Source organism: Dokdonia sp. (assembly GCF_039945015.1).
In the GTDB taxonomy this organism is placed as follows: Bacteria; Bacteroidota; Bacteroidia; order Flavobacteriales; family Flavobacteriaceae; genus Dokdonia.
This window is the reverse complement of the sequence record NZ_JBDUXP010000013.1, coordinates 21,797-46,037: the sequence shown is the minus strand read 5'-3', so window position 1 is coordinate 46,037 and position 24,241 is coordinate 21,797. Positions and strand designations below refer to the sequence as shown.

The following is a 24,241-nucleotide window of genomic DNA, read 5'->3' as shown; positions in this document are numbered from 1 at the left end:
TCATTACCAAATCACTACATTATTTCTATGAACTACCGCTCTGTTATTCTCTCTACAAATACTCCCTCTCAAAGCGGGTGCAAATGTACAACTATTTTTTCCTACCAAACAAACAAAAAATAAAAAAAATTAATCTTTTTTCTCCTACTCATTCAACATTCAAAACATCAATACAAAGAACTCTTTTCCCGAAAGCGGAGTGCAAAGATAACACGCCTTTTTTAATTAAAAACTAAAAAATAAATCTTTTTTGAAAAAAAATGCAAACACCTAAAAAACAAGCCCGTAAAGATGTTAATAATTATAGATTAAAACGGCATATCAGAAACACTCAAAAGACTCTTTATTTTACAATGATCACAACACTAACTAGAGTCTACTGTTCAATACCCTGTGCTTGAAAAGATTGCAGTTCTCCCTGATCAAAACCAATTGATATTTGAATAGGATTACAACACACTTCACAGTCTTCTACATAGGAAGTACTCACCGAAGGGTCTAGAAGCATCGACACTTCTTCCCAACAATATGGACATTGAAAAAAGTGTTCTATCATTATATTAAAACGCTATATTCAAGAGTTGCCCTGTAAGCTGCAACACTTGTAGCTCAGTTAATTTTGCTGTGTACTTTGCAGCATTCTTTGTTACTTGAGCATTTAATAAGTTTAATTGCGCTTGTCTAAACTCTACACTTGTTATTTGACCAAGTTTTAAACGCTCTTGAGAACGTTTAAAATTATCTTCATTGGTAAGTACATTTTGCGTTTGCAAAGCATAGATCGCAAGGGCGTTCTTATAATCTCCTTTTGCATTTGAAATATCACGTCGTACTTGTTGTTCTAATTGTAGTTTTAAAAGCTCCTGACTCTCTCTAAAAATCTTAGCATTTTTAAGAGCTACAATAGATCTTCCTCCATCAAAAATATTCCAACGTAAACTCGCTCCTGCTGTCAGCGAGTTTGATGTAGCTGTTGTACTAGGAAAAAACGCAGATGCAGGATTATTAGAACGATTCCAACCATAACTTCCTGTAAGTCCAATTGTAGGAAGAAACAAAGCCTTTGCGCCCTTGATCTGATAATCACTTATTATGATATCTTGCTCCGATTGCTGTAAGGTCACATTATTCTGAGGCGCTTGTTCTATATAACCATCTATTATAAGTTCATTTATAAAAGTAACCGTTGTATCCGTTATAAAGGTATTTTCTAAATCTCTATTAAGAACAACATTAAGATCTCTTTGTGCATTACGAAGATTTTGACGCGCATTGAGTACATTAATACTATCTGTTGTAATATCCACTTCGGCATTTAATACTTGTAATTTATTTACTTGTCCATAATCAAATTGATATTGGGCGCGTATCGCTCTATCTTTACTTATACGCAATGCCTGCTCAAGCACTCCTACATTTTCTTCTATACGCGCCACTTCATAGTATACAGAAAAGAGTTGTAACATAGTATTCTCTATTGTCTCCCTAGCTTCAAGTTGAGTTAAATTATATTGTTCTTGTAACTGCTTGTAATTGTAGTAGCGCCCTAATCCATCAAAAAGTGTATAATCTAAATTTATAGATGCGTTATAACGTGTTGTCTCAGCTGCATCTATCTCTATATTAGGTCTTGGGTTTCCATCTGCACCTGTTGCGCCACCAAAATCTGTGGTACTCGAAGTACGATCAAAGTTTGTTCCTGCATTACCAGTTAAACTAGGAAGGTATCCAGCGTTTAAAATGCTTGTGTTATTTTCTGAAATTGCTACTTGCTTTTCAGCTAATTGAATTCCAAAGTTATTTTCAAGCATTAAGGATACTGCTTCATCTTTTGATAATGTTTGACGCGGTATTTCTTGTGAGTACGCTTTCGCGAAAGCGGAAACAACAAGAAGAGCAACTATAATTATTTGTTTACGATTCATAAACGGATTCTTCTGACTGCAATTCTTCATTAGTTTTAAAAGCTTCTTCTAAATCATCTTCTGTGGGCAGAAAATGACGTTCTTCTTTTTGTTCTTTTATAGCTCGCTCAACTTCTTCTTTTGAGACTTTTTTGTCTGAATTGAACAACACTAAATTGTACGTCCACAGAGTATGTTTTTTCACCCAATTACTAAAGGATAGGAAAATAGGTAGCATGACTAATGTTAGAATTGTAGCAAATCCAATTCCATAAGCAATAGAAATCGCCATAGGCTTCAAAAATTGTGCTTGCCTACTTGTTTCAAAAATCAGAGGTGCCAATCCAGCAATCGTCGTAATAGAAGTTAAGAAAATAGCTCTAAAACGAGAACGTCCTGCCTCATAGATAGCATTATCAAATGTCATTCCTGATCGTAAATTACTATTAAATCTTCCTATAAGAACTAATCCATCATTTACCATAATCCCAATAAGTGCTATAATACCTAGCATAGACAAAATATTAATCGGAAATCCATGAATCCAATGTCCCCAGGCTACCGCAGGCAAACTAAATGGAATAAGCAGCAACAACATTAACGGCTGACTATAACTTCTAAAGGTAAATGCTATCGTTATGTATATAAGAAGCAATACTGCTAACCCAACTGGTTTTGCCGATCTTATTAATTTTCCTGCTTCTCTATTTTGCCCTTCATAGGATGGCGTCACTGTAGGATATTTTGACAAGATTTCTGGCATTACTACATTTTGGATTTCTGCCATCACATCTGTCGCGCTGGTTGCTTTTGGGTCTTTAATATCTGCCGAGACCTGTATTTCTCTACGTCCATCCAAGTGGTTTACCGCTACATCTCCTCGTTCTATAGTATAAGTAGCAATTTCAGACAATGGGATAAGGTCTCCAGACAAAGTAGAGATACGCATATCATCCAGATCATTAATAGATGATCTATTATCTCTATCATAACGCACCCATACCCGAATTTCATCCTGCCCTCTTTGAAAACGCTGTGGTTGTATTCCAAAAAATGCAGATCGAACCTGAGACATTACATCTCTTAAATTCAACCCTAGTGAATATGCATAATCCTTAAGTTCCAATCGAATCTCTTTAATACCAGCAGGATCATTATCTGTTACATCTTTTAAGAGTTGGTTACTTTCTAAATTTTGTTTTAACTCTGCTTTGACTGCTTTTAACTCTGAGATATTATTTCCAAGCAAAGAAACAGAAACTGGCCGTCCTCCAAAGTTCCCTCCCGTTCCGTAAACTAAACTCTCTACTCCAATGACTGGTCCTACTTTTTCGCGTAAGCGATTTGTAACTACATCTGATGTAATCTCATTAGGCCTTTTTTCTCCAGGAAGTAAATTAATAGTTAATGATGCAGTTGAAGCTCCCGGACCTAAGTTTTTAATGAGATTTTCTACAAGAACCCTATCATCATTTCCCGTAAAATATTCTTGAGATAACTCTTTATTTACTTCTACCGCTTTACTTTCTATTAAAGAAATAATACTATCGGTCACTCTCTCATTTGTTCCATTAGGCATTGCAAGAGTAATTCTAATCTGATCACTCGCTATCTGCGGAAAAAACGCTCCTCGTATAATTCCCGCATCTAGACTCCCTTTTGTTAACATCATAAAAACAATGAAAAGAGTGAAAATAAAAAACTTATATTTTAGTGAAAAACGAAGTAAAGGGCTATACAATGTATCTCGCAACCAACGCATAATTGCGTCACCGAATGTATTGACATATCGTAATTTTGAAAACAATCTTCCTATTGCCGACTTCGGTTTTTCTTGTTTCCGTAATGCCTTAGAATGCGCAAGGTGTGCTGGAAGAATAATGAGTGCTTCTACCAAAGAAACAACTAGTGTTAAAATAACAACTACTGAAACTTCTCCGAAGAAATCTCCTATACGTCCATCTAGAAACAAAAATATTCCAAATGCCAATATTGTTGTAATAATAGCTGAAATAATAGGAGGAATTACCTCCATCGTTCCATCTACTGCAGCTTGAATAGGTGTTTTACCTCTCTCATAATGCTGGTATATATTTTCAGCAATCACAATACCATCATCTACTAAAATTCCAATAACAATAATCATCCCAAATAGAGACAATACATTAATAGTCACGTTAAAGTAACTAGCAAACATGAACATTCCTAGAAATGCTACTGGGAGGCCAAAAGCAACCCAAAAAGCGAGTCTTGTATTTAAGAAAAGAGATAAAAAGATAAGCACCAAAATCATCCCTATAATTGCATTTTCCGTAAGCAATTCAGTACGTTGCACCAGTGTAATAGAGAGATCTGTTACAACATTTAATTCTACGTTGTTATATTTCTGATTAAACTCTTCTATATATTCTTTTGCCTTTTCTGCCGATGAAATAAGGTCTTCTGTATTAGTACTTGTAATTGTTACATTTACCGCAAGCTCTCCATCATAAAAATTTGCATTGGGTGTCTCAGCAAAACGATCACGTACAATTGCCACATCTTTTAAACGAATAGTTCGTCCTGTAGCATCTGCTCGCACAACAAGGTTTGACAACTCATTTCCATAATATGAACGATTGTTTGCTCTGATCAAATACTCTTCTGCCTCTGTCTTAATTGTTCCTCCAGTAGTTAGAATATTTGCTCTTGCTACAGCTTGTGACACTTCATTAAATGATAAGTTATAAGCGAGTAAGCTATTTTCATTTACGGCAATTTCTATTTCTTCTGCAGGATATCCTGTAACATTAATCTGAGAAATTCCATCTATCCCTCGCAAATCATTTTCTACCTGTCGTCCTATTTGTTTAAGTGTAGGTAGTGGGATATCGGTTCCACTTATTGCAAACGATATTGTTTGTCGTATTGCTTCTTGCTTTGCTACGACCAGAGGTTCCATTCCTACTGGGAAAGATGGAACTCGATCTACAGCGTTCTTAATTTCAAGAAGCATAAAATCGATATTCTTTCCTTTTTCAATCTCTACATTTATGTTTCCACTATTTTCTCTTGATGTAGACGTTACCCGCTCTACACCATCTAATCCCTTAAGATTATCTTCAATCTTAAGCACAATCCCTTCTTCGACTTCTAAAGGAGAAGCTCCGGGATATGTCACATTGATATTAATATTTTTTGACCCTACTAAAGGAAAAAAGGAAGATTTAAGAGCTAACGCTCCTGCGATACCAAATACAAAAAATGTGAGTACTACAACATTTACTGCGACATGGTACTTAATAAAGTAAGTAATAAGTTTACGCATAATTATTGAAGTATTTCTCCTGATTTATCAAGCTGTGTTTCTTTTATTGTTACCCCATTCTTCTCTCGATATATTTGAACCAACATTCCCGCATATGCACCAGGTATAGGTTTACTAACAATTGTTGTCCCATTAGGAATCCCTTTAACAATCATTGATCTTTCTGAAAAATAAACAGGTTTTACATCTATAAGATCCAATATAGAATCTCTTACTACAAATAATTGATCATTAGGTTGCAAAAGAGTTCTATTTAAATTTACCGCATTTGCTTCTTCTTTTGCGTTTAAAATTGCCTCTAAATACATTCCTTCTCTTAAGTTTTCACCTCTTACTTCTATATATGCATTGATCGTTTGCGAAGCTTGATCTATATTTCCATTAATACGAGCCACTGCTCCTTCATATCTCCTTTCTCCATCAATTGTTCTCAGATCCACTTTCTTTCCTATTTGCAAAAGATCTGCATATCGTTTACTAATAGCAACTTCAAGTTCATAAACTTTTGTATCGATAAACGATCCTAACTTTTGCCCTGGTCTTACTAGAGTTCCCTCTGTAACTAATGCTTCTGTTAAAATTCCGGTGAAAGGCGCTGTAATTCTATACTTACTTAATCGCTGCTCTAGATTCTTTACATTATAATAGTTTGTAATAATATTACGTCCTGTGATAAAATAATTTTCCTTATCAGAACTAGCTTTAGGAAGCGAAGGAACTGCTTTATTTATATCAAAATTAGCAAGGTACATTTGCCACTTTTCAAAAGCTTCTGGATAATCAAGACGTAAATCTGGCATTATTGCCGTGATTTGATTATAAAGATTACTTTTTTGAGATTGCACAGTAGCATAATATTCTGCACTGTTTAGTCGCAGTAATGTTTGCCCTTTTGTATATACTTGACCAGGTTTAAATAACTTCCCTCCTTTTTGAAGCACTCCTTGTACTTCTGAGAAAAGCTCTAAACGTCTTTGTGCTACTAGATTTCCGTTTGCTTCTATTTCTATAGGAACCATTCCATTCGAAATGGTATCTATAAAAACAGTCTTGACAACTTTTTTAGGTTTTGGACGTTCTTTCTGATTACTTTCTATAATTTTTTGAGATGCAAAATAAGCTCCTACAACAAGAAGCACTCCCAACAAGGATAATATAGCTTTACGCATGAAATTTGAGTTACATTGGAATTAGAAAGCAAACTATCTTTCTAATTGTGCAAAGCTATAAACCGCAATATAGAGAAACGTTAAAAAACTGCTAAATTTAAATGCAGAAAAAAGACTATGTAAGCGCGTCAATTTGCTCAGAAGTTACCTCCCAATCTTCCATTAATTGATCGAGTTCTTTCTTTTTATTTTGATAGTTATCAAAAAAGTCAGGTTGCGCGACTGTCTCATCATAATTGACTTCCATTTCTATATCAATAGCCTTAATTTCTCGTTCAAGTTTATTGATTTGAGATTCAATTTTACTGAGTTTATTATTAAGTCCTTTAAGTTTCTTTTGATCTTCGTACGATTGCTTATTATCTTTCTTGACCGCCGTTTTAACAGGTTGATCATCTCTTTTTTCAATTTCGCGTAAGCTTTCAACTTCACGTGCATCTAGATAGTAATCTATATCTCCTAGATATTCCTTAACACGATGGTCTTTAAATTCATATACTCTATCTGTGAGTCCTTGTAAAAAGTCACGATCATGAGATACTACAATAAGAGTTCCTTCAAAACTCTTTAATGCAGCTTTAAGTACATTTTTAGATTTAATATCTAAGTGATTTGTAGGCTCATCCATCACCAACACATTAAAGGGTTGCAACATCATTTTTGCAAGTGCCAGTCGATTACGTTCCCCTCCAGAAAGCACACGCACATATTTATCTACCTCTTCTCCTCTAAAGAGAAAAGATCCTAAAATATCACGAACTCTTGGTCTCGTTTTCTCATCGGCAGCATCAATCATAGTATCTTCTACCGTCTTACTACCATCTAGATACTCTGCTTGGTTTTGAGCAAAATATCCTATTTGTACATTATGACCGAGTTTGAGTTTTCCTTTATGCTCTAATTCACCTACTATAATTTTTGCTAGTGTAGATTTACCTTGTCCATTCTGACCTACAAATGCAGTTTTTGTATCTCTCTCTACCAATAAATCTATTCCTTGAAGCACTTTCTTTTCTCCATAATTCTTTGCAATAGCATCAGCTTCAATAACTACTTTACCAGGTGTAAGAGATATTGGAAACTTAAGCGTCATTACACTATTGTCATCTTCATCTACTTCAATACGATCTATCTTATCTAATTTCTTGATAAGTGATTGTGCCATAGTCGCTTTAGAAGCTTTTGCCCTAAACTTTTCAATAAGCTTCTCAGTTTGCTCTATCTGTTTCTGTTGATTTTTCTGTGATGCTAGTTGTTGTTCACGTAATTCTTGGCGTAAAACTAAATACTGACTATACGGTTTGGGGTAATCATATATACGACCTAGTGAAATTTCAATAGTACGATTTGTCACATTATCTAAAAACATTTTATCATGAGATACAATAGCAATAGCACCTGAATAGTTTTTCAAAAAACCCTCTAACCAGATAATAGATTCTATATCTAAATGGTTTGTAGGCTCATCCAGCAATAAGATATCATTACTTTGCAATAATAATTTTGCCAATTCTATACGCATACGCCATCCTCCAGAAAAAGTATCTGTAAGCTTATTAAAATCTTCTCTTTTAAATCCTAGTCCCTGAAGAATACGCTCTGTATCACCTTGATAATTATACCCTCCATGTATTTCATATTGATGCTGTATCTCATTAAGGTCAATCATCAATTGATTATAACTCTCGCTTTCATAATCGGTACGTTCAGAAAGCTGTGTATTTGTATCTTCTAGTTGTTTTTCTAATTGTTTTATTTCTGAAAAGGCTTCATATGATTCTTCTAAAACTGTACGACCTTCTATAAAATCAATATCCTGTTTAAGAAACCCAATTTTAATTTCTTTTTCAATAGCAATAGATCCTGTATCATATTCTTGTTCTCCAGAAATGATACGTAACATAGTAGATTTACCTGCTCCATTTTTACCTACAAGCCCAACTCGATCACCTGTGTTAAGTCGATAGGTTATTTCTTCAAAAAGATATTCTCCTTGAAAGGATACTGAAAGATTATGGATGTTGAGCATTTCTTAACGCAGTTTTGCTGCAAAGATGCTTAAATTTGTATTGTAAATCAACTTCCTCATGGCATTTTTAAAAGGAACAAAAATGAATAGTATTTTATTAGGTAAATGTCCTGTTTGTCATAATGAATCTATGTACAAGCAATCCAATCCCTACAAGCTCTCCCAAACATTAGAAATGCATGAACGTTGTTCTCATTGTAATACAAAATATAAAATTGAGCCTTCTTTCTTTTATGGAGCTATGTACGTAAGTTATCCTGTAGGGATTATTTTTGCTGGAATTGCTTTTGCTATTACTTACTTCTTTTTTGAAGCTACCTTAGTAAATACTTTTTTGACTATTGTAGGTACTATGGTTATTTTTCTACCAGTGATTATGAGACTTTCACGAAACATCTGGATCAACTTCTTTATGAAGTATGACAAAAGCAAAGATCAGTTTATTGAGTCTTAAACTTTTTAGGAAATCTTTTTATATCAATTTCTTTTGGTAGCGCAATATCATTTTCCAAATAGTCAAAAAGATATCGAGCAAGCATAGGTGACATCATAATACCTCGTGTCCCTAAGCCATTAAATAATACTAACTGCGAATATTCTGGATGCACTCCCAACAATGCTCTACGATCTCCTACCGTAGGTCGCATACCCACTTCTTGATCTATAATTTCATAATCACAAGAAATAAGTCCCGAAAGCTTATCGACAAGTTCTTCTCTAGCTTCATTACTAGGAATTGTATCTTTATCTACCCAATTAAAAGTAGCTCCTACTTTATACAGATCATTCCCTAAAGGGACAATAAAAAAAGAAGTTTTTATCGCAGCAGTTAATCTAAGTTCTGGGGCTTTGATAATAAGATATTCTCCTTTATTTCCAACAAGAGGAAGTTCTTTAAAATAAGGGTTATCTTTCATTCCGTACCCTTCGGCAAAAACAATCTTCTTTGCTTTTATATCTTTATATAAAACTCCATTTTTAATAATTTCAATTTCCGAATGGTCAAATGCCGCTTTCGCGAAAGCGTTCTCAGTAACAAGATATTCTTGATACAATCTTTGCAATTCTTTAATGTCTATTCTACCTGTACCTTGAACTTCACCATAACTATAAGGTGCTTTAATATATGCATTTGTATCAGGAATCAATACAGGGGAAATAAAACGTTCTAGTTCGGGTTTATCTGAAGCTGTAAACCAGTTATTTTGATCCTCGACAGAAAAAAACACTTTCCGAACGGGCATTTTATAAATAAAACTTGCCTTTAATCTCTCTTCTAGGTTTTTAAAATACGGGATTGCTAAATCCAATTGCTCTACTGCTTTCCAAGGCAATGTATAGCGTTTTAAAATTACAGGGTTATATAATCCTGCTGCAATACGACTAGCTCCATCCCCTCCTTGATCATAGACCATAAAAGATTTATTTGCTTCTTTTAATTGCTCACAAAAAGCAATTCCAGCCAGCCCTAATCCAACAATAATATAATCTACTTCTTGCATACAGCAAAGATACTACCTATAAATTAGCAGTATAGGGCGACAAATATTTATTTTAAAATTAAGGCATAAAAAAACCACTTAGAATATCTCTAAGTGGTTTTTTATTTTCTATACTAAAATTACATTAGTAATTCCAAAGATCTTGTTCAAGATTACGAATCGTTTCCTTAATACGAGTAGATTCTAATAATTGCATCATTGCATTATTATTAATATACTCCTTTACTTTACGATCTCCCTGCACATTATCTTCTCTATAAATAATACCACTAAAACGTCTACTATTTAATAAGTGATCAAATGATATAGGCATCGAAGTATTTTTCCTATTAAAGGCTTTTGCTTCATGTAATATCTCTCTTGCACCTGGAAACCAAACCCAGAATAATTCTAAAGGCTCTTGACCGAATTCATCTTCTGATCCTATAAAGTTAATATCTGTTGAAACTGGCGCAATACCTAATAAACGATATTTTAATTCACCTTGACGTTTATCAACATACCAATACCCTCTCATATGATATGCATTGATATCTTGAGCAGTTATTGTTCTAGTCTCTATATTATAATCAGAAATAGGCAATCCTTCATTGAGCTCTCTATAACCATCTTGAGCAGTATCTATCACTTTTAATGCTGCAGAGATATCATCTAATGTAATTTTATTTGTAAAATATGAATCATCATAGATTGCATCAATTTCACCATTCTTAATGTTTTTCATTAGGACTTGGTATAATGAGCGTCTATCCGCACCTATGTTTATCGTATCGATAGGGTAATACAATGGAAAGTTTACTCTTTCATCAAGATCAACTACTTCCCAGGTATTTTTAGCCCAAAGAACATCTCTCTTTTCTACATATCCATATGGAAGTGGCGCATCATTGTCATTTGCCTTTTGTTCATCTGTAATTTCGAACATTTCATCCGGAGTCTTTGCATTAAGGATATTTCCTTGCGCATACACCGACGATGTCATTACAAAAGCAAATGCTATTAGAACTAGATTCTTAAGATTCATAATTATAAAATTATTAGTTTGTTAACTCAATAAGAACAGGAGAAACTTTCCCCATTTTATATCCAGTATTTCCTTGTATTTGAGCTTTAATTTCAAATATTTGGACTGTCGATCCTCTTTTTGCTTTGGCAAGAGCAGCTTTTGCTTGAGCGTTTAATTTTGTTCCTTGTACTAATACTGTTGCAGAACCAGGAGCTTTAAATTTAAAGCTACTTACCTTAAGGTTAAGCTCAAAATCGAAATCTGGTAATGCAGCACCTACAGGCGCTCCACCTACTGCTTCTCTAGTCATTTTTAATGCTCCAGAATCATCATTACGCATGGTTCCAACAGGGCGAGGAATATTCTTAATACGGAACGTAGCCTTATCACTTACAGTACCTCCTCCATCAGGAAGTGTTGCTGACACATTAATAGTAACTTCTTTTCCAGTACCTGGTGACATCATATATTTAGATCCACTCACTGGTCTAAGTCCTGCTCCATTTGCTTTCACTTTATTATCTGCAACACCTGCAAATGTAATTGTCATTGGGTTTTGTACCCCACGATAAACAACATTCATTTTATCTGCAGCAATTGTCGCCGAATTAGGTTTATTAATCGTTGTGAATTTCTGATCTACCACTACCTCAATCTCCTTACCATCTTGTGGATAAAATAAAGATCCAGTAATATTATGATCACCAACTCCTCCTGTACCAACTCCTAAAACTAGCTTACCACCGTCAAAACTAATTTTGTCACTAGGTATAGCGCGACCATCTAACTTAAGCTCAACACGAGCTGGTTTTGTAGATGCATCTACACGACCTAAAGAAAGTACTCCATCAAAAGTAGAACCAGTATAATAGGCTCCTTTTGAAGTAGTCATAACAGTCTCATAGTTATCTAACTTTGCTAATTCCTTAAGATTACCAGAAAGCAATTTAGATAACAACTCATTTTCAACAACTTTGATATCATTTTGAATTTGAGTCATCTTTGTAAGTGATGAAATTGTTGGAAAACCAACAAAATTATATTCTAAATAGTTCTGTTTTTTATTGTCTCTATTTAGTATATCACCTGTACTAAAATCTGCAGCAATTTGATCTGCTAATTTTTTGTTACTATCTCCTATCAAAGATATCATACCATTACGATACGTATCCATTTGATCCAAAAATTGTTTTCCTTCAGGAGATACCTTCCCACCTCTATAGTAAGTTTTAGCTAAGAAAGTAGTTTTATCCATAGACTCAAAATCCTTTCTATCCTCCACTTTGTTACCTTCAAAAATCATCTCTTTTTGAGATTCTAGATAATCGTAAAAAGTCTTGGAAAAGTTAGAAGCGTTTTGAGCTGTTGCAGCAGCAGCTGCAAACTCATCATTCTCCCCCGCTTTTTTCTTCAAGTCATTAAGAGCTAGATCATTTTTAGTATTAAAACTATTATTAGCTCTATCCAATTTTGTGTTTATCGACCCGAATGCCGATAGCACTTCTTTTGACATATTTAGTGCTAGCATCGCTATAAACACTAAATACATTAGGTTAATCATTTTCTGCCTTGCAGATAATTTTCCACTTGCCATGTCTTTATATTTTTTAAGATTTAGTTATTAGTTATAGTAACTAACTTAAATTATTTAGACATTGCAGATAACATACCTCCATACACTCCATTAAGAGAAGAAAGGTTTGTCGCAAGACTTTCCATTTGTTCTTTAAGCTTCCCAGCATTTTGGGTTACTTGCTCATTGATCTCAGCTTGGCGGCTAGAAGATTCAACTTGTACTTTATATAAGCTGTTTAATGATTCCATTTGAGCTGCAGCAAGTGCCATCTCTTCGCTATACTTTTTAGTAGAATTCATTGCCTCTACCGTAGGAGAGATTTCTTTTGCTGCTCCTTCAAAGTTACGGATACTACTTCCTAAGCTTGCCATTAACTCACCGTCAATTTTAGCTTCTTTAAGCATTGTATCTAATTTTTGAGAAAGAAGACCTTCAGCATCTTTTGGAGCTTCTTTTTTTCCTTTTGTTTGACCTCCGGTTAATTCAGGGTACACTAATGACCAGTCAAGATCTTCATCTACCGATTCAAAAGCTGAAACAACAAATACTCCTGCTTCAGTAATAAGACCTATAATAAGCATTAAATCTCCATAAGGCCAGTGCATTATTTTAAAAAGTGCGCCAATAATTACAACTGCTGCTCCTAGTCCGTAGACCATGTTCATCATTTTCTTACCAGTTTTTGTTTTTGCCATGATAATTTAGTTTTTTTAGTTAAGGTTTAGATTTAGTTAAATATAATTTGGGGTAATAAATAAAATACTATTTAGGTGCTTTACGCAAGTTCACCTTTTCATCAAGTCCTAAGAAATCCTGCACTGTTCTGAAACCAATGTAACTACGCGCTGAGTCTTGGTATTCATAATCACGAGAACTTACTTGAAGAAAATAAGCTACATCTTTCCAAGAACCACCACGTATTACTTTTCTTTTATTAGAAATGTCATTTACATTAGGGTTCATTGTAGACATATACTCATATGAGTTAGGGTCATAAGAAGACGCTACCCATTCTGATACATTCCCTGCCATATTATATAGGTTATAATCATTAGGGTCATATGCATCTGCCTCTACTGTATAAAGTGCTTGGTCTGCACCATAATCTCCACGTAAAGGTTTAAAGTTTGCTAAGAAACATCCTCTATCGTTTTTTGCATAAGGACCTCCCCAAGGGAAATCTCCTCCTTCAAGTCCACCACGAGCAGCAAATTCCCACTCAGCTTCACCAGGAAGTCTAAAACGATTTACAAATTGTCTTTTCTTAGTTTTTTGATATTCATTTTTGTATAGTGTTCTCCACTCACAAAAAGCCTTTGCTTGCATCCAGTCTACTCCTACTACAGGGTAATCACCATAAGCATCGTGCCAGAAATAATCATTATGCATAGGCTCATTATAAGAATATGCAAAATCTTTAATCCAAACAGTAGTATCAGGATACACTTTCACACGTTCTGTTTTGATATAATCTTTACGTTTACCTCCTTTAACCCTTGCAGCTGCCTCTATATCTAGATACGTATATCTAAATTCAAGCTTATCCACATCAATGGTACGTTGCCCATTATATGCTTCTTCAAGAGGAATGTACATCGTATCCATTACTTCCGTATAGTATTCATCTGGGTAATCATTTGTATCCCAGATGATATCTATATTTTTATTAAGCTTACGACCTTCAAAGCCAGTCTCGCCTAATCCATAATAGTTATCATACATGTATTGTTGGTAAGGATTCAGATTATCTGTATCTCCATCTGCAAATGCAAAATCTCCGACACCTCCACTTCCTGGAGTTTCGCCTAGATCATCTGCCATAATTGCAAGTTTTGTACGTATTGTTGAGTCTCTAACCCAATATACAAACTGTCTATACTCTGAATTTGTAACTTCTGTTTCATCCATATAGAATGAACGAACAGTAACTGTTTTTGTAGGGGCGTCTTCTACAGCGGCGATATCATCGTCACTTTTTCCCATTATGAACGCGCCTCCTGAAACAAGAGTCATTCCGAATGGTTTTTCTGGATGCCAGCTCTTGCCTTTAACTCCGACAAGCTCTCCTCGATCTCCTTTGCCACAACTGTATAACAAAGTCATTATCGCAATAAATGCAACACACTTTTTCATAGGATATAGGTTAAGTATTCTAGATTTTAGGGAGTAAACCTATTTATTTATTTTGAAATAAACAATTTATTTTCCTAAAACCTTTCATTCTATTTTTAGTTAGTACTGGTTATACCTCATTCTTCTTACGCGCTTTAAACCATCTTTCGGGGATATTTTGATTACAACCGTCTAAATAGTCTTGATGCGTGCAAGGTAATAACGTATGCCTTTTTAATTTATTATTCAAACCTGAAATAAATGGTATTTCTATCCACCATCTTTCAGTCTTCTCACTCTTATAAAATGTAAGTACCTCATCATCAACTGGTACTTGATAAGTAATAAAATTACCCTTTTCTACATCTAAGTCTTCGTTTGTTCTATAATTAACGCCTTCTATAAAATACCAAAGCATTTGAGCCACAAGCACAGCAGCAGTTTCTTCCTGCGAATCGTTCTTGTATTCAAAAATACCAAAGGCACTTACTTTATCACTAATTCCTGCATAACGACAAATTGCACAAACTTCTTTTCCTTCAAAACCATTAGGCGTTTTATTATGTCTATAGCTTAATTCGCTACTTTTTATAGATCCCATATCTACCGACACAATATCTGCATCTCTCATTACAGGCTCTACACTCTTAATGTGAGCTGTTACATTCCCTAAACGATAAGCGTCAAAATGGAGGCGCTCCATCAAGTCAATCTCTTCTTGAGGATTAAAATAGGTCTGAAAGCCAATATTACTATAATTAAAAAGATTATAAGGCTGATCTACAATAATTCTACCTACATATGAACGATGTTGTAATGGTTTACTTGTGTCTCCTAGATCAAAACGGCTATCTACATTTACCAAATTCACCATTTGATCTAGTTTATCATATGATCTATAAATAGGGTATACTAAATCTTGACTTCCTCCCAAAAAGATAGGAATAATTCCTTTTTTAACGAGCGTTTCTGTAATAGTTCGTATTGCAAAATAGGTGTCTTCTACACTTTCTCCTTTATCTATATCTCCTAAATCTGCTATAGCTGTATACCAATTTCCAGGAAATAATTCATAAAAAGCTCTTCGTATTTCAGTAAAAGACAGAGATTCCCCTAAATGATCTTGATCTCTTCTATTTTCGCGCAAGCCAACAAAAGCAATCTTAACATCATTTAAATCTGGAAAACCATGCTGCTCACTATGGACTCTAATTGTATTCCCTATACATTGATGATGAAGCAATTGAATATGTGCAATAGCCACATCGGCAACAGGCAATAAAAAGTCAAAAGCCATAATTTATTTCTTTTTTGCAGTTGCTTTTTTACGAGTCGTTTTCTTTTTAGGCGCTTGTTTTTCGATGATATCCTGCACTTCTTCTAAAGTAAGTTTTGCTGCATCGACTGTTTTAGGTAATTCAATTTTAATCTTACCTTTTATAATATTTGATCTACCCCAACGCGCTTTTTCTACACGTATCCCTTCTGCTTCAAAATTATGGATTACTTTGTCAATTTCTTTTTGCTTCTTATCTTCAATAAGCTGAACAATATCTGCATCAGAAAGATTATCAAAATCATATTTCTTATTGACATTGATAAACATTCCATTCCATTTTATAAATGGCCCAAAACGTCCTGTTCCTTTTTGAACTGGTAAATCCTCATGTGTATATATAGGGGCATCTGCTGCTTGTTTTTCTTTTATATATACTATAGCTTCATCTAGATCAACATCCATAGGATCTCTACCTTTAGGCAATGAAACAAATACTTTTCCAAAACGCACATATGGACCAAAGCGTCCATTATTAACTTGCACCTCTTCTCCTTCGTATACACCTAGATCTTTAGGTAATTTAAAAAGGTCCATTGCCTCTTCATAGGTAATACTACCTAATTGTTGATCTGGTCCTAGACTTGCAAATTGAGGTTTTTCTTCGTCCTCCACAGTACCTATTTGCACCATAGGTCCAAATTTACCAAGCCTAACACTTACAGGTTTTCCAGTCTTAGGATCTGTTCCTAAAACACGCTCACCTACTTCTCTATCTGCATTTTTCTCTACATCTTTAACGTGGGGATGAAAGTCTTTATAGAAGTCTTTCATCATTGTAGTCCACTCTTGTTTTCCTTCGGCTATATCATCAAAATCTTGTTCTACTTTTGCTGTAAAGTTATAATCAAGAATATTCTCAAAATGATTTACTAAAAAGTCATTTACAACCATTCCCACATCGGTAGGTACTAACTTCCCTTTATCAGAACCAACTGTTTCTGTATGTTTCTTTTCTGAAACTTTTCCCTGAGAGAGTGTCAACACGTCATAAGAACGTTCTTTTCCATCAACAGTACCTTTTTCTACATATTTACGATTTTGTATTGTCGTAATGGTAGGTGCATAAGTGGATGGTCTTCCTATACCCAACTCTTCAAGTTTCTTCACTAGAGATGCTTCTGTGTATCGGTATGGAGGTCTTGTAAAGCGTTCTGTGGCCGATATATAATTATTTGAAAGTGCCTCACCTTCTCGCAAAGCTGGTAATAATCCTGCTTCCTCAGTGTCTTCATCATCATGTCCTTCTAAATATACTTTTAAGAACCCTTCAAATTTAAGTACTTCTCCATTTGCTGTAAGATTATCAGTCCCATTTGAAGATGCTATTTGAACATTTGTACGTTCTAGTTTTGCTTCGCTCATTTGCGATGCTATAGCTCGCTTCCAAATAAGTTCATACAACCTCGCTTGATCTCTATCAATATTAACAGTATGGCGAGAAAAATCTGTTGGACGTATTGCTTCGTGAGCTTCTTGTGCTCCTTTTGATTTTCCTTTATAATTACGTTCTTTACTAAAACTTTCTCCGTACGCCGATATGATTTCTGCTTTTGCTGCATTTTTTGCATCAACAGATAGGTTAACACTATCGGTACGCATATATGTTATTAATCCTGCTTCATACAATCGTTGTGCAAGTGTCATTGTCTTACTTACCGAATAATAAAGTTTACGACTCGCTTCCTGTTGCAATGTAGATGTTGTAAATGGAGGCGCTGGAGATTTTAAAGCTGGTTTTGTTGTAAGTGATGCTACTTTAAATTGTGCTGTAGCATTTTTTGAAAGAAAATCTTGTGCTAGACTTTTTGTTGTAATATTCTTAGGCAGTTTTGCTTTTAAGGATTTTCCGTTCTCATTTACAAATTCTGCATCTATTCTATAAGAGGCTTCTGCTGAGAATTTTTGTATTTCTCTTTCTCTCTCTACTATTAAACGCACAGATACAGACTGTACACGACCTGCAGAGAGCCCTCCTTTTACTTTACGCCATAATACTGGAGATAACTCATATCCCACAAGACGATCCAATACACGTCTCGCTTGCTGCGCATTAACAAGGTGGTAATCTATTTTACGAGGATTTTCTATAGCTCGCTTAATAGCGGTCTTTGTAATCTCATGAAAAACGATACGTTTTGTACGTTCTGGAGTTAATCCAAGTTCTTGCTCCAGGTGCCATGCTATAGCCTCTCCTTCACGATCTTCATCACTAGCAAGCCAAACCATTTCTGCTTTTTTTGCAAGGTCTTTTAGTTTTTTGACTACTTTTTTCTTATCGTCTGAGACAATATAATTTGCCTTAAAATCACCATCTACATTAACGCCTAATTCTTTAGAAGGTAGATCTGCAATGTGACCAAAACTACTTTCGACTTTATAGTCTTCTCCTAAAAATTTTTCAATAGTTTTAGCCTTTGCTGGTGACTCCACAATGACGAGATTCTTTGCCATACTTTCCTTTTTTGGGATTACAAAAGTAGATTAAATATTTAATTAAAATTTTCAACTGCACTAATTCTTTAAAAAATACACAAGAAAATAAGTTCAAAAATACTTGTTTATCAGTTAATTACGCTTTCGCGAAAGCGTATAAAAAGAAATTTTTAAGCTCCTATTTGAGCAATTACATCCTCATCTTCGTAAAAACCAACAACTTCTTTATATATTATATATCCAGGAAGGTATACAAATGAGATCGTAAAATAGATTCCTATAACGCAAGCCAATAATCCAACCAAACCTGCTAAAATACCCGAAACCAACATCAATCCAAAAGCAATACCCCATTTGGCATTTCCTAATTTAAAAGCTGCTTTATAAATATCATTAATGCTTAAGTCTGGATAAAACGCAAAAATAATAATAGCAAATTGCAAAGGAATTAGAACATAAAAGATAGGGAGAATACAAAGCATTACTGCGAGTATTGAGATTCCTATATGCGCCATAGATAATATAAATATCTTTTTAAGGTGTTTCTTCTTAAAAAACATTCCAAAATTAACTCCTTTTTCCGTTTTCTTATTTCTGTCTTTCATTCTAACGATTCTATAAAAAGCAGCTTGAAGTCCAAAATTAAATGTTGCTAAAACAACGATCATCACTAAATACATCACAACAAATACTATCAAAATAAATATACTTGCACCATTAAGATCTTCTCCTGGTTGGTCTGGAGCTACAAACCCTAATACAAGTAGTGGTATATACAGAATCATAGACATACCATACTGAACGAGAATACCTAATAATTGCAATAGTAATCCTTGAAGCCATACCTTCTGATATAAATTAAAAGCATCACTAAATACATTTCCAAAATCTACAGATGGATTTCGTTGTATTTTTTCTAAGAGTTGTGGAAATGTCATGAATTCTTTTTTTGAACAAAAATAGCAGAATTAACAACATATTAAATACTTTACTACATATCGCATTAATTGATGATAGCCGCTATCCTTAGAAAGATCTTTTTATAATCATTGCCGCATACTGTAGCCGTCCTTCTCTAGCAGTTTCTTTTGTACTAAAATTATACTCTATACTATATGTCGTACGACCTCCCCTATATACTATTCCCGATTTCAATCTACCTATAGATGACAATGCATCTAGAGTAAATGGAGAATCATCTCCTAACGGATTCCCTTCTATTAAGGCATTATTAATCACATATCTATATGCAACACCTGCATATCCATAAAATTCATGAGTACTTCCTATACGATTAAAAGCTGAGCTCGAACTGATAGAAGCTCTTTTCCCGATAAAGGCACGCACTTCCTGTTCTATGTATGATAATCTTGTTCCTAAAGATATTGTGGATACTAAAGCAAGATCTTTAAAGAGAGTAGCTTTATCCAAATGAATATCTGCAGCATAACTTCCTTTAAAATTAAAGTGTACGCTATTTGCTATTTGGCCTTCCCAAACAGGAACAAATGTATCTATAAATTTGTGGTAAGCAATCTGTATATCTCCTGCTAATGATTGAGGACCCGCTAGACCAAACTCTCCTTGTAGTGACCAAAGATGAGTCTTTTCTGTTTTAGATATTTGTCCAGACACAAATAGATAACCAGCATATGGCCGCTCTAACAAATCAAAGTTCCTCTCAAAAAGTTCTCTCGGGGTGTATGTTTCTTGCCCTAATCTTATATCCAACTGTATTGGAGTATCCTTTCCTCTTTTAAAAAGAAAGTCACCTTTGAGTAAACGACTATATCCTATAAAAGTCCCTGCTGTATAATACCGATCAATAGCAAAAATAAAATCATTGTCATGTTGCAATGAAATTTCTTGAGTATAGGTTTCCTGAGACAAGAGAGAAAAACTACATAAAGAAAAAACACATAGTAGTATTATACTTCTATAATGGGGTAGACGCTTAATAAATACATTCATACAATAGGTAACGTTTCCCATATAGTTTTTGAGTCAATAACGCCTTAGTCGAAAAAAAATATTGACCTTATTTATAATAACATATTTTTAATTCTTCCCTTGATTTGCAAGAAGTGTATCTATGTGAACAAACTCATAATCTAACGGTTTATCTTTTCTTTTTGAAAAAAGTAATACTTTATTCCAATCCTTTGGATACCATAGTCCATTCCCTAAAAAAATAATCCCTTGATCATCTACATATTCAAATTCAGATGTTTTATATCCTAAGTCTCCTCCAACCCAAGTTACCTGAACTCCTCTGTTTTTCAATTCTAAAAGCTTAGGGTAAACCTCTTTCTGGAAGTTATTCGGATTATGGCAATGATAACAATCTCCTTTATTTGCATTACAAACTTTAGGTATTCTAGCATCTAACACTGGATGATCATTCATAAAAATCAATTTATGACTCATCAACAATACAGAAGATGTTTGCAATGTATCTAACACAGAAAACAAAAAATCTTTCTGTTTACCTACAATAGAGCTTAAGCTGTCTTGAGAGTTTAGGGTTATAAAAGTAACATCATCTCTTTGATATGCATGATATTTTTCTCTTAATGTTGTAGCATAAAACTTTTTATCAGAGGTATTATCATGATTACCTACACTCCATAATGTGTTAGGGTTTTTAAAATCAAAAATACTATCTAGATGAGGAGTTATTGTTTTTCCAGAAAAAGAACTCCAAGCTAAATCCCCTCCTAAAAGAGTCATATCGTATTTTGAAAAATCGATATCGTATACTTTCTTATACACACTATCATTAGTTTTAACACGTGTGTGTGCTATATATATAAAGGAACTGGAAGTCTCTACAGAAGGTTGCTTACAGGAAACCACAACGAGCATAAAAACAATTAAAAGAAAACCTTTATTCATAATACGATTGTTTTAAAAATTATCACTTTTCAATGAAGACCGAATGTAATAAAACTAAAGATAAACCAAAACTAAAAATTAAGACTGCCACTTTGTCACAATACACTGGAAACTGTATCTTTGCACGATCATTGACAATTAATACAGGAGTCAATCAATAGAATGGAGAAAATAATAGACGAAAATAAACAAGGAGAAACATTAACTGTAGAGGGAAATGTAAAAAATACTAAAAAGCTTTTTATAGAAAGCTACGGTTGCCAGATGAATTTTTCTGATAGCGAAGTTGTTGCTTCTATACTTGCAAAAGAAGGATATAATACAACACAAGATCTTGAAGAAGCAGATCTAGTCCTTGTAAACACTTGTTCTATACGAGAAAAAGCAGAGATTACCGTACGTAAACGTTTAGAGAAATACCAAGCTGTTAAGAGAAAGAAAAACTCTAAAATGAAAGTCGGTGTTCTAGGATGTATGGCAGAACGTTTAAAAAGTAAATTTTTAGAAGAAGAGAAGATTGTAGACCTTGTTGTAGGACCAGATGCCTATAAAGACATTCCCAATTTATTAAATGAAGTAGAAGAAGGTCGTAATGCTGTAAATGTTATTCTTTCCAAAGAAGAAACATACGGAGACATTTCTCCAGTACGACTACAAACTAATGGAGTAACCGCTTTTGTATCTATCACTAGAGGATGTGATAATATGTGTACTTTTTGTGTAGTTCCATTTACTCGTGGTCGTGAGCGTAGTCGTGACCCTCAATCTATTCTAGAAGAAGTACAAGATCTTGTTTCTAAAGGATATAAAGAAGTAACCCTACTTGGGCAAAATGTAGATTCTTATTTATGGTATGGTGGCGGACTCAAAAAAGACTTTGAAAAAGCTAGCGAAATGGCAAAAGCCACTGCTGTAAACTTTGCTCAGCTTATGGATATCGTAGCAACTACACACCCAAAATTACGTATTCGTTTTTCTACGAGTAATCCGCAAGACATGACCCTAGATGTTATTGAAGTCATGGCAAAGCATAAAAACATATGCAACTACATACACTTACCCGTACAAAGTGGAAGCGACCGTATTCTAAAACTCATGAATCGTCAACATACAGCTGCCGAGTACAAAGAGTTAATAGATAACATAAAACGCATTATCCCAGATATTGGAATTAGTCAAGATATGATCACTGGGTTTCCTACAGAAACAGAAGAAGATCACCAAGACACACTAAATCTTATGAATTATGCAAAGTATGATTATGGATTTATGTTCTATTATTCAGAACGTCCTGGAACACTTGCCGAACGTAAAATGGAAGATGACATTCCTCTAGAAACAAAAAAACGTCGCCTACAAGAAGTGATCGATCTACAAAGAGATCTTTCAAGAGACAATTTAAAAAATTACTTACACAAAACCATTGAAGTTCTTGTTGAAAGACAATCCAAAAAGAACACAGACGAGTGGAGTGGTCGTAATGATCAAAATATTGTCGCCGTCTTCCCAAAAGGAAACTATAAAATAGGTGATTATGTAGATGTCAAAATCACAGAATGTACCACAGGAACACTTATAGGTGAAACTGTAGGGTATTCACAATATTGGCAAGAATAACGAATAAGAGTACGCTTTCGCGAAAGCGTATACAACAACATTCCCATATTTATGGGCATTACATATGGAAAGTATTCAAGCAATAAAACAACGATTTGGTATTATAGGAGATGACCCTAAACTAAATCGTGCGACAGAAAAAGCAATTCAAGTAGCCCCCACAGATATCTCTGTATTAGTTACTGGGGAATCTGGTGTTGGTAAAGAAAGTATTCCTAAAATCATTCATTCATTATCACACAGAAAACATAATAAATACATCGCAGTAAACTGTGGAGCTATTCCAGAAGGAACTATAGACAGTGAACTTTTTGGTCATGAAAAAGGCGCTTTTACAGGTGCTACACAAACACGTAACGGATATTTTGAAGTAGCAGATGGCGGTACGATCTTCCTAGATGAAGTTGGGGAACTACCCTTACCTACTCAAGTACGTCTATTAAGGGTTTTAGAAAATGGTGAATTCTTAAAAGTAGGATCTTCCAAAACGCAAAAAACAGATGTGCGTATCGTTGCTGCAACAAATGTCCACATGTTTGAAGCTATCAAAGAAGGAAAATTTAGAGAAGATTTATATTATAGATTAAGTACTGTCGAAATTAATTTACCTCCATTACGTGAGCGTAAAAACGACATTCATTTGCTATTTAGAAAATTTGCGTCAGACTTTGCTATGAAGTATAAGATGCCCACCATTCGTCTTGATGAGCAAGCTATACAATTACTATTACAATACAGATGGTCTGGTAATATTAGACAATTACGTAATGTAGCAGAACAAGTCTCTGTTTTAGAACAAAATCGTTCTATCAATGCAGACACTATCCGTCATTACTTACCAGACACAGGGAGCAAATTACCTGCTGTTATAAATAAAAAAGAACAATCTGATTTTTCTAATGAACGTGAGATTTTATACAAAGTTTTATTTGATATGAAGTCTGATCTCAATGATCTTAAAAAGCTTACACTAGAGCTTATGAAAAGCGGCAACACGGCAGATGTAAGAGAAGAAAATGAGTCGCTTATTAAGAAGATTTATAGTGAAGATACTGAAGAAAACACGTATGACTCGACAGATTCAGTAATGGAAGTATTACAGATTTCTGAACAAGCTACTCCAATTACTCCAACCATCCAGCCCGAATCCAAAGAAGATCCATATCACTTTGCTGAGGAGATTCAAGAAGAAGAAACACTCTCATTACACGATAAAGAATTAGAACTTATCAAAAAATCCTTAGAACGTCATAAAGGCAAACGTAAAGCTGCCGCAGATGAACTAGGAATAAGTGAACGTACCCTATATAGAAAGATCAAACAATTTGACTTATAATTTTATAAGATCATTG

General features: G+C 34.4%; 18 protein-coding genes. 3 read left to right on the top strand and 15 right to left on the bottom strand.

Features of this window, described 5'->3' with window-relative positions; genetic code table 11:
- Nucleotides 1-376: 376 nt before the first annotated feature.
- The 5 genes from ABJD27_RS10695 to ABJD27_RS10675 form a co-directional block, all read right to left on the bottom strand.
- Nucleotides 377-556 (bottom strand): CPXCG motif-containing cysteine-rich protein, encoded by a 180-nt coding sequence (locus ABJD27_RS10695; protein WP_348168937.1) that lies wholly within the window; start codon nucleotides 554-556, stop codon nucleotides 377-379.
- A gap of 4 nt (nucleotides 557-560) precedes the next feature.
- The gene (locus ABJD27_RS10690; RefSeq protein WP_348168934.1) at nucleotides 561-1,925 is read right to left on the bottom strand and encodes a TolC family protein; all 1,365 of its coding nucleotides are present in this window, start codon (nucleotides 1,923-1,925) and stop codon (nucleotides 561-563) included.
- Nucleotides 1,915-5,211, bottom strand: a complete 3,297-nt coding sequence (locus ABJD27_RS10685) for an efflux RND transporter permease subunit (RefSeq protein WP_348168931.1) — start codon at nucleotides 5,209-5,211, stop codon at nucleotides 1,915-1,917. Before ABJD27_RS10685 ends, ABJD27_RS10690 begins: the two co-directional genes overlap by 11 nt.
- Nucleotides 5,212-5,213: 2 nt before the next feature.
- The gene (locus ABJD27_RS10680; protein WP_348168928.1) at nucleotides 5,214-6,380 is read right to left on the bottom strand and encodes an HlyD family efflux transporter periplasmic adaptor subunit; all 1,167 of its coding nucleotides are present in this window, start codon (nucleotides 6,378-6,380) and stop codon (nucleotides 5,214-5,216) included.
- A gap of 115 nt (nucleotides 6,381-6,495) precedes the next feature.
- Complete coding sequence (locus ABJD27_RS10675; RefSeq protein ID WP_348168925.1) at nucleotides 6,496-8,409, bottom strand: ABC-F family ATP-binding cassette domain-containing protein; 1,914 nt, start codon at nucleotides 8,407-8,409, stop codon at nucleotides 6,496-6,498.
- A gap of 58 nt (nucleotides 8,410-8,467) precedes the next feature.
- Here ABJD27_RS10675 and ABJD27_RS10670 point away from each other — a divergent pair, with 58 nt between their 5' ends.
- Nucleotides 8,468-8,863, top strand: coding sequence for a DUF983 domain-containing protein (locus ABJD27_RS10670; protein ID WP_348168922.1), 396 nt, complete (start codon nucleotides 8,468-8,470; stop codon nucleotides 8,861-8,863).
- Here ABJD27_RS10670 and ABJD27_RS10665 read toward each other — a convergent pair.
- From ABJD27_RS10665 to ABJD27_RS10620, 10 genes are all read right to left on the bottom strand, one after another.
- Nucleotides 8,850-9,911, bottom strand: a complete 1,062-nt coding sequence (locus ABJD27_RS10665) for an FAD-dependent oxidoreductase (RefSeq protein WP_348168919.1) — start codon at nucleotides 9,909-9,911, stop codon at nucleotides 8,850-8,852. The two genes, ABJD27_RS10670 and ABJD27_RS10665, sit on opposite strands and share 14 nt — an antisense overlap.
- Before the next feature lie 124 nt (nucleotides 9,912-10,035).
- On the bottom strand, nucleotides 10,036-10,935 hold the full coding sequence (gene gldN / locus ABJD27_RS10660) for a gliding motility protein GldN (protein WP_348168916.1): 900 nt from the start codon (nucleotides 10,933-10,935) through the stop codon (nucleotides 10,036-10,038).
- Nucleotides 10,936-10,948: 13 nt separating this feature from the next.
- Complete coding sequence (gldM, locus tag ABJD27_RS10655; protein ID WP_348168913.1) at nucleotides 10,949-12,511, bottom strand: gliding motility protein GldM; 1,563 nt, start codon at nucleotides 12,509-12,511, stop codon at nucleotides 10,949-10,951.
- A 50-nt stretch (nucleotides 12,512-12,561) separates the two neighbouring features.
- Nucleotides 12,562-13,188, bottom strand: a complete 627-nt coding sequence (gene gldL, locus ABJD27_RS10650; protein WP_348168910.1) for a gliding motility protein GldL — start codon at nucleotides 13,186-13,188, stop codon at nucleotides 12,562-12,564.
- A gap of 67 nt (nucleotides 13,189-13,255) precedes the next feature.
- Nucleotides 13,256-14,626, bottom strand: coding sequence for a gliding motility lipoprotein GldK (gene gldK / locus ABJD27_RS10645; protein ID WP_348168907.1), 1,371 nt, complete (start codon nucleotides 14,624-14,626; stop codon nucleotides 13,256-13,258).
- A gap of 109 nt (nucleotides 14,627-14,735) precedes the next feature.
- Nucleotides 14,736-15,902 (bottom strand): formimidoylglutamase, encoded by a 1,167-nt coding sequence (locus ABJD27_RS10640; protein ID WP_348168904.1) that lies wholly within the window; start codon nucleotides 15,900-15,902, stop codon nucleotides 14,736-14,738.
- 3 nt (nucleotides 15,903-15,905) lie between these two features.
- On the bottom strand, nucleotides 15,906-18,395 hold the full coding sequence (gene topA, locus ABJD27_RS10635) for a type I DNA topoisomerase (RefSeq protein WP_348168901.1): 2,490 nt from the start codon (nucleotides 18,393-18,395) through the stop codon (nucleotides 15,906-15,908).
- A gap of 152 nt (nucleotides 18,396-18,547) precedes the next feature.
- Nucleotides 18,548-19,315: a hypothetical protein gene (locus ABJD27_RS10630; RefSeq protein ID WP_348168898.1), complete on the bottom strand. Its 768-nt coding sequence runs from the start codon at nucleotides 19,313-19,315 to the stop codon at nucleotides 18,548-18,550.
- Nucleotides 19,316-19,403: 88 nt separating this feature from the next.
- Complete coding sequence (locus ABJD27_RS10625; RefSeq protein ID WP_348168895.1) at nucleotides 19,404-20,369, bottom strand: lipid A deacylase LpxR family protein; 966 nt, start codon at nucleotides 20,367-20,369, stop codon at nucleotides 19,404-19,406.
- 66 nt (nucleotides 20,370-20,435) lie between these two features.
- Nucleotides 20,436-21,272: a hypothetical protein gene (locus ABJD27_RS10620; protein WP_348168892.1), complete on the bottom strand. Its 837-nt coding sequence runs from the start codon at nucleotides 21,270-21,272 to the stop codon at nucleotides 20,436-20,438.
- Between the two features lie 162 nt (nucleotides 21,273-21,434).
- Between ABJD27_RS10620 and miaB the strand changes: the two genes are divergently transcribed.
- Both miaB and ABJD27_RS10610 read left to right on the top strand, forming a co-directional pair.
- The gene (miaB, locus tag ABJD27_RS10615; RefSeq protein ID WP_348168889.1) at nucleotides 21,435-22,889 is read left to right on the top strand and encodes a tRNA (N6-isopentenyl adenosine(37)-C2)-methylthiotransferase MiaB; all 1,455 of its coding nucleotides are present in this window, start codon (nucleotides 21,435-21,437) and stop codon (nucleotides 22,887-22,889) included.
- 64 nt (nucleotides 22,890-22,953) lie between these two features.
- Nucleotides 22,954-24,225 (top strand): sigma-54 dependent transcriptional regulator, encoded by a 1,272-nt coding sequence (locus ABJD27_RS10610; RefSeq protein WP_348168886.1) that lies wholly within the window; start codon nucleotides 22,954-22,956, stop codon nucleotides 24,223-24,225.
- Nucleotides 24,226-24,241 lie beyond the last annotated feature (16 nt).

Excerpts from the sequence above, each read along its gene's own strand:
- ABJD27_RS10695 (WP_348168937.1), bottom strand. The coding sequence starts at position 556 with ATGATAGAACACTTTTTTCAATGTCCATATTGTTGGGAAGAAGTGTCG.
- ABJD27_RS10690 (WP_348168934.1), bottom strand. The coding sequence starts at position 1,925 with ATGAATCGTAAACAAATAATTATAGTTGCTCTTCTTGTTGTTTCCGCT.
- ABJD27_RS10685 (WP_348168931.1), bottom strand. The coding sequence starts at position 5,211 with ATGCGTAAACTTATTACTTACTTTATTAAGTACCATGTCGCAGTAAAT.
- ABJD27_RS10680 (WP_348168928.1), bottom strand. The coding sequence starts at position 6,380 with ATGCGTAAAGCTATATTATCCTTGTTGGGAGTGCTTCTTGTTGTAGGA.
- ABJD27_RS10675 (WP_348168925.1), bottom strand. The coding sequence starts at position 8,409 with ATGCTCAACATCCATAATCTTTCAGTATCCTTTCAAGGAGAATATCTT.
- ABJD27_RS10670 (WP_348168922.1), top strand. The coding sequence starts at position 8,468 with ATGGCATTTTTAAAAGGAACAAAAATGAATAGTATTTTATTAGGTAAA.
- ABJD27_RS10665 (WP_348168919.1), bottom strand. The coding sequence starts at position 9,911 with ATGCAAGAAGTAGATTATATTATTGTTGGATTAGGGCTGGCTGGAATT.
- gldN (WP_348168916.1), bottom strand. The coding sequence starts at position 10,935 with ATGAATCTTAAGAATCTAGTTCTAATAGCATTTGCTTTTGTAATGACA.
- gldM (WP_348168913.1), bottom strand. The coding sequence starts at position 12,511 with ATGGCAAGTGGAAAATTATCTGCAAGGCAGAAAATGATTAACCTAATG.
- gldL (WP_348168910.1), bottom strand. The coding sequence starts at position 13,188 with ATGGCAAAAACAAAAACTGGTAAGAAAATGATGAACATGGTCTACGGA.
- gldK (WP_348168907.1), bottom strand. The coding sequence starts at position 14,626 with ATGAAAAAGTGTGTTGCATTTATTGCGATAATGACTTTGTTATACAGT.
- ABJD27_RS10640 (WP_348168904.1), bottom strand. The coding sequence starts at position 15,902 with ATGGCTTTTGACTTTTTATTGCCTGTTGCCGATGTGGCTATTGCACAT.
- topA (WP_348168901.1), bottom strand. The coding sequence starts at position 18,395 with ATGGCAAAGAATCTCGTCATTGTGGAGTCACCAGCAAAGGCTAAAACT.
- ABJD27_RS10630 (WP_348168898.1), bottom strand. The coding sequence starts at position 19,315 with ATGACATTTCCACAACTCTTAGAAAAAATACAACGAAATCCATCTGTA.
- ABJD27_RS10625 (WP_348168895.1), bottom strand. The coding sequence starts at position 20,369 with ATGGGAAACGTTACCTATTGTATGAATGTATTTATTAAGCGTCTACCC.
- ABJD27_RS10620 (WP_348168892.1), bottom strand. The coding sequence starts at position 21,272 with ATGAATAAAGGTTTTCTTTTAATTGTTTTTATGCTCGTTGTGGTTTCC.
- miaB (WP_348168889.1), top strand. The coding sequence starts at position 21,435 with ATGGAGAAAATAATAGACGAAAATAAACAAGGAGAAACATTAACTGTA.
- ABJD27_RS10610 (WP_348168886.1), top strand. The coding sequence starts at position 22,954 with ATGGAAAGTATTCAAGCAATAAAACAACGATTTGGTATTATAGGAGAT.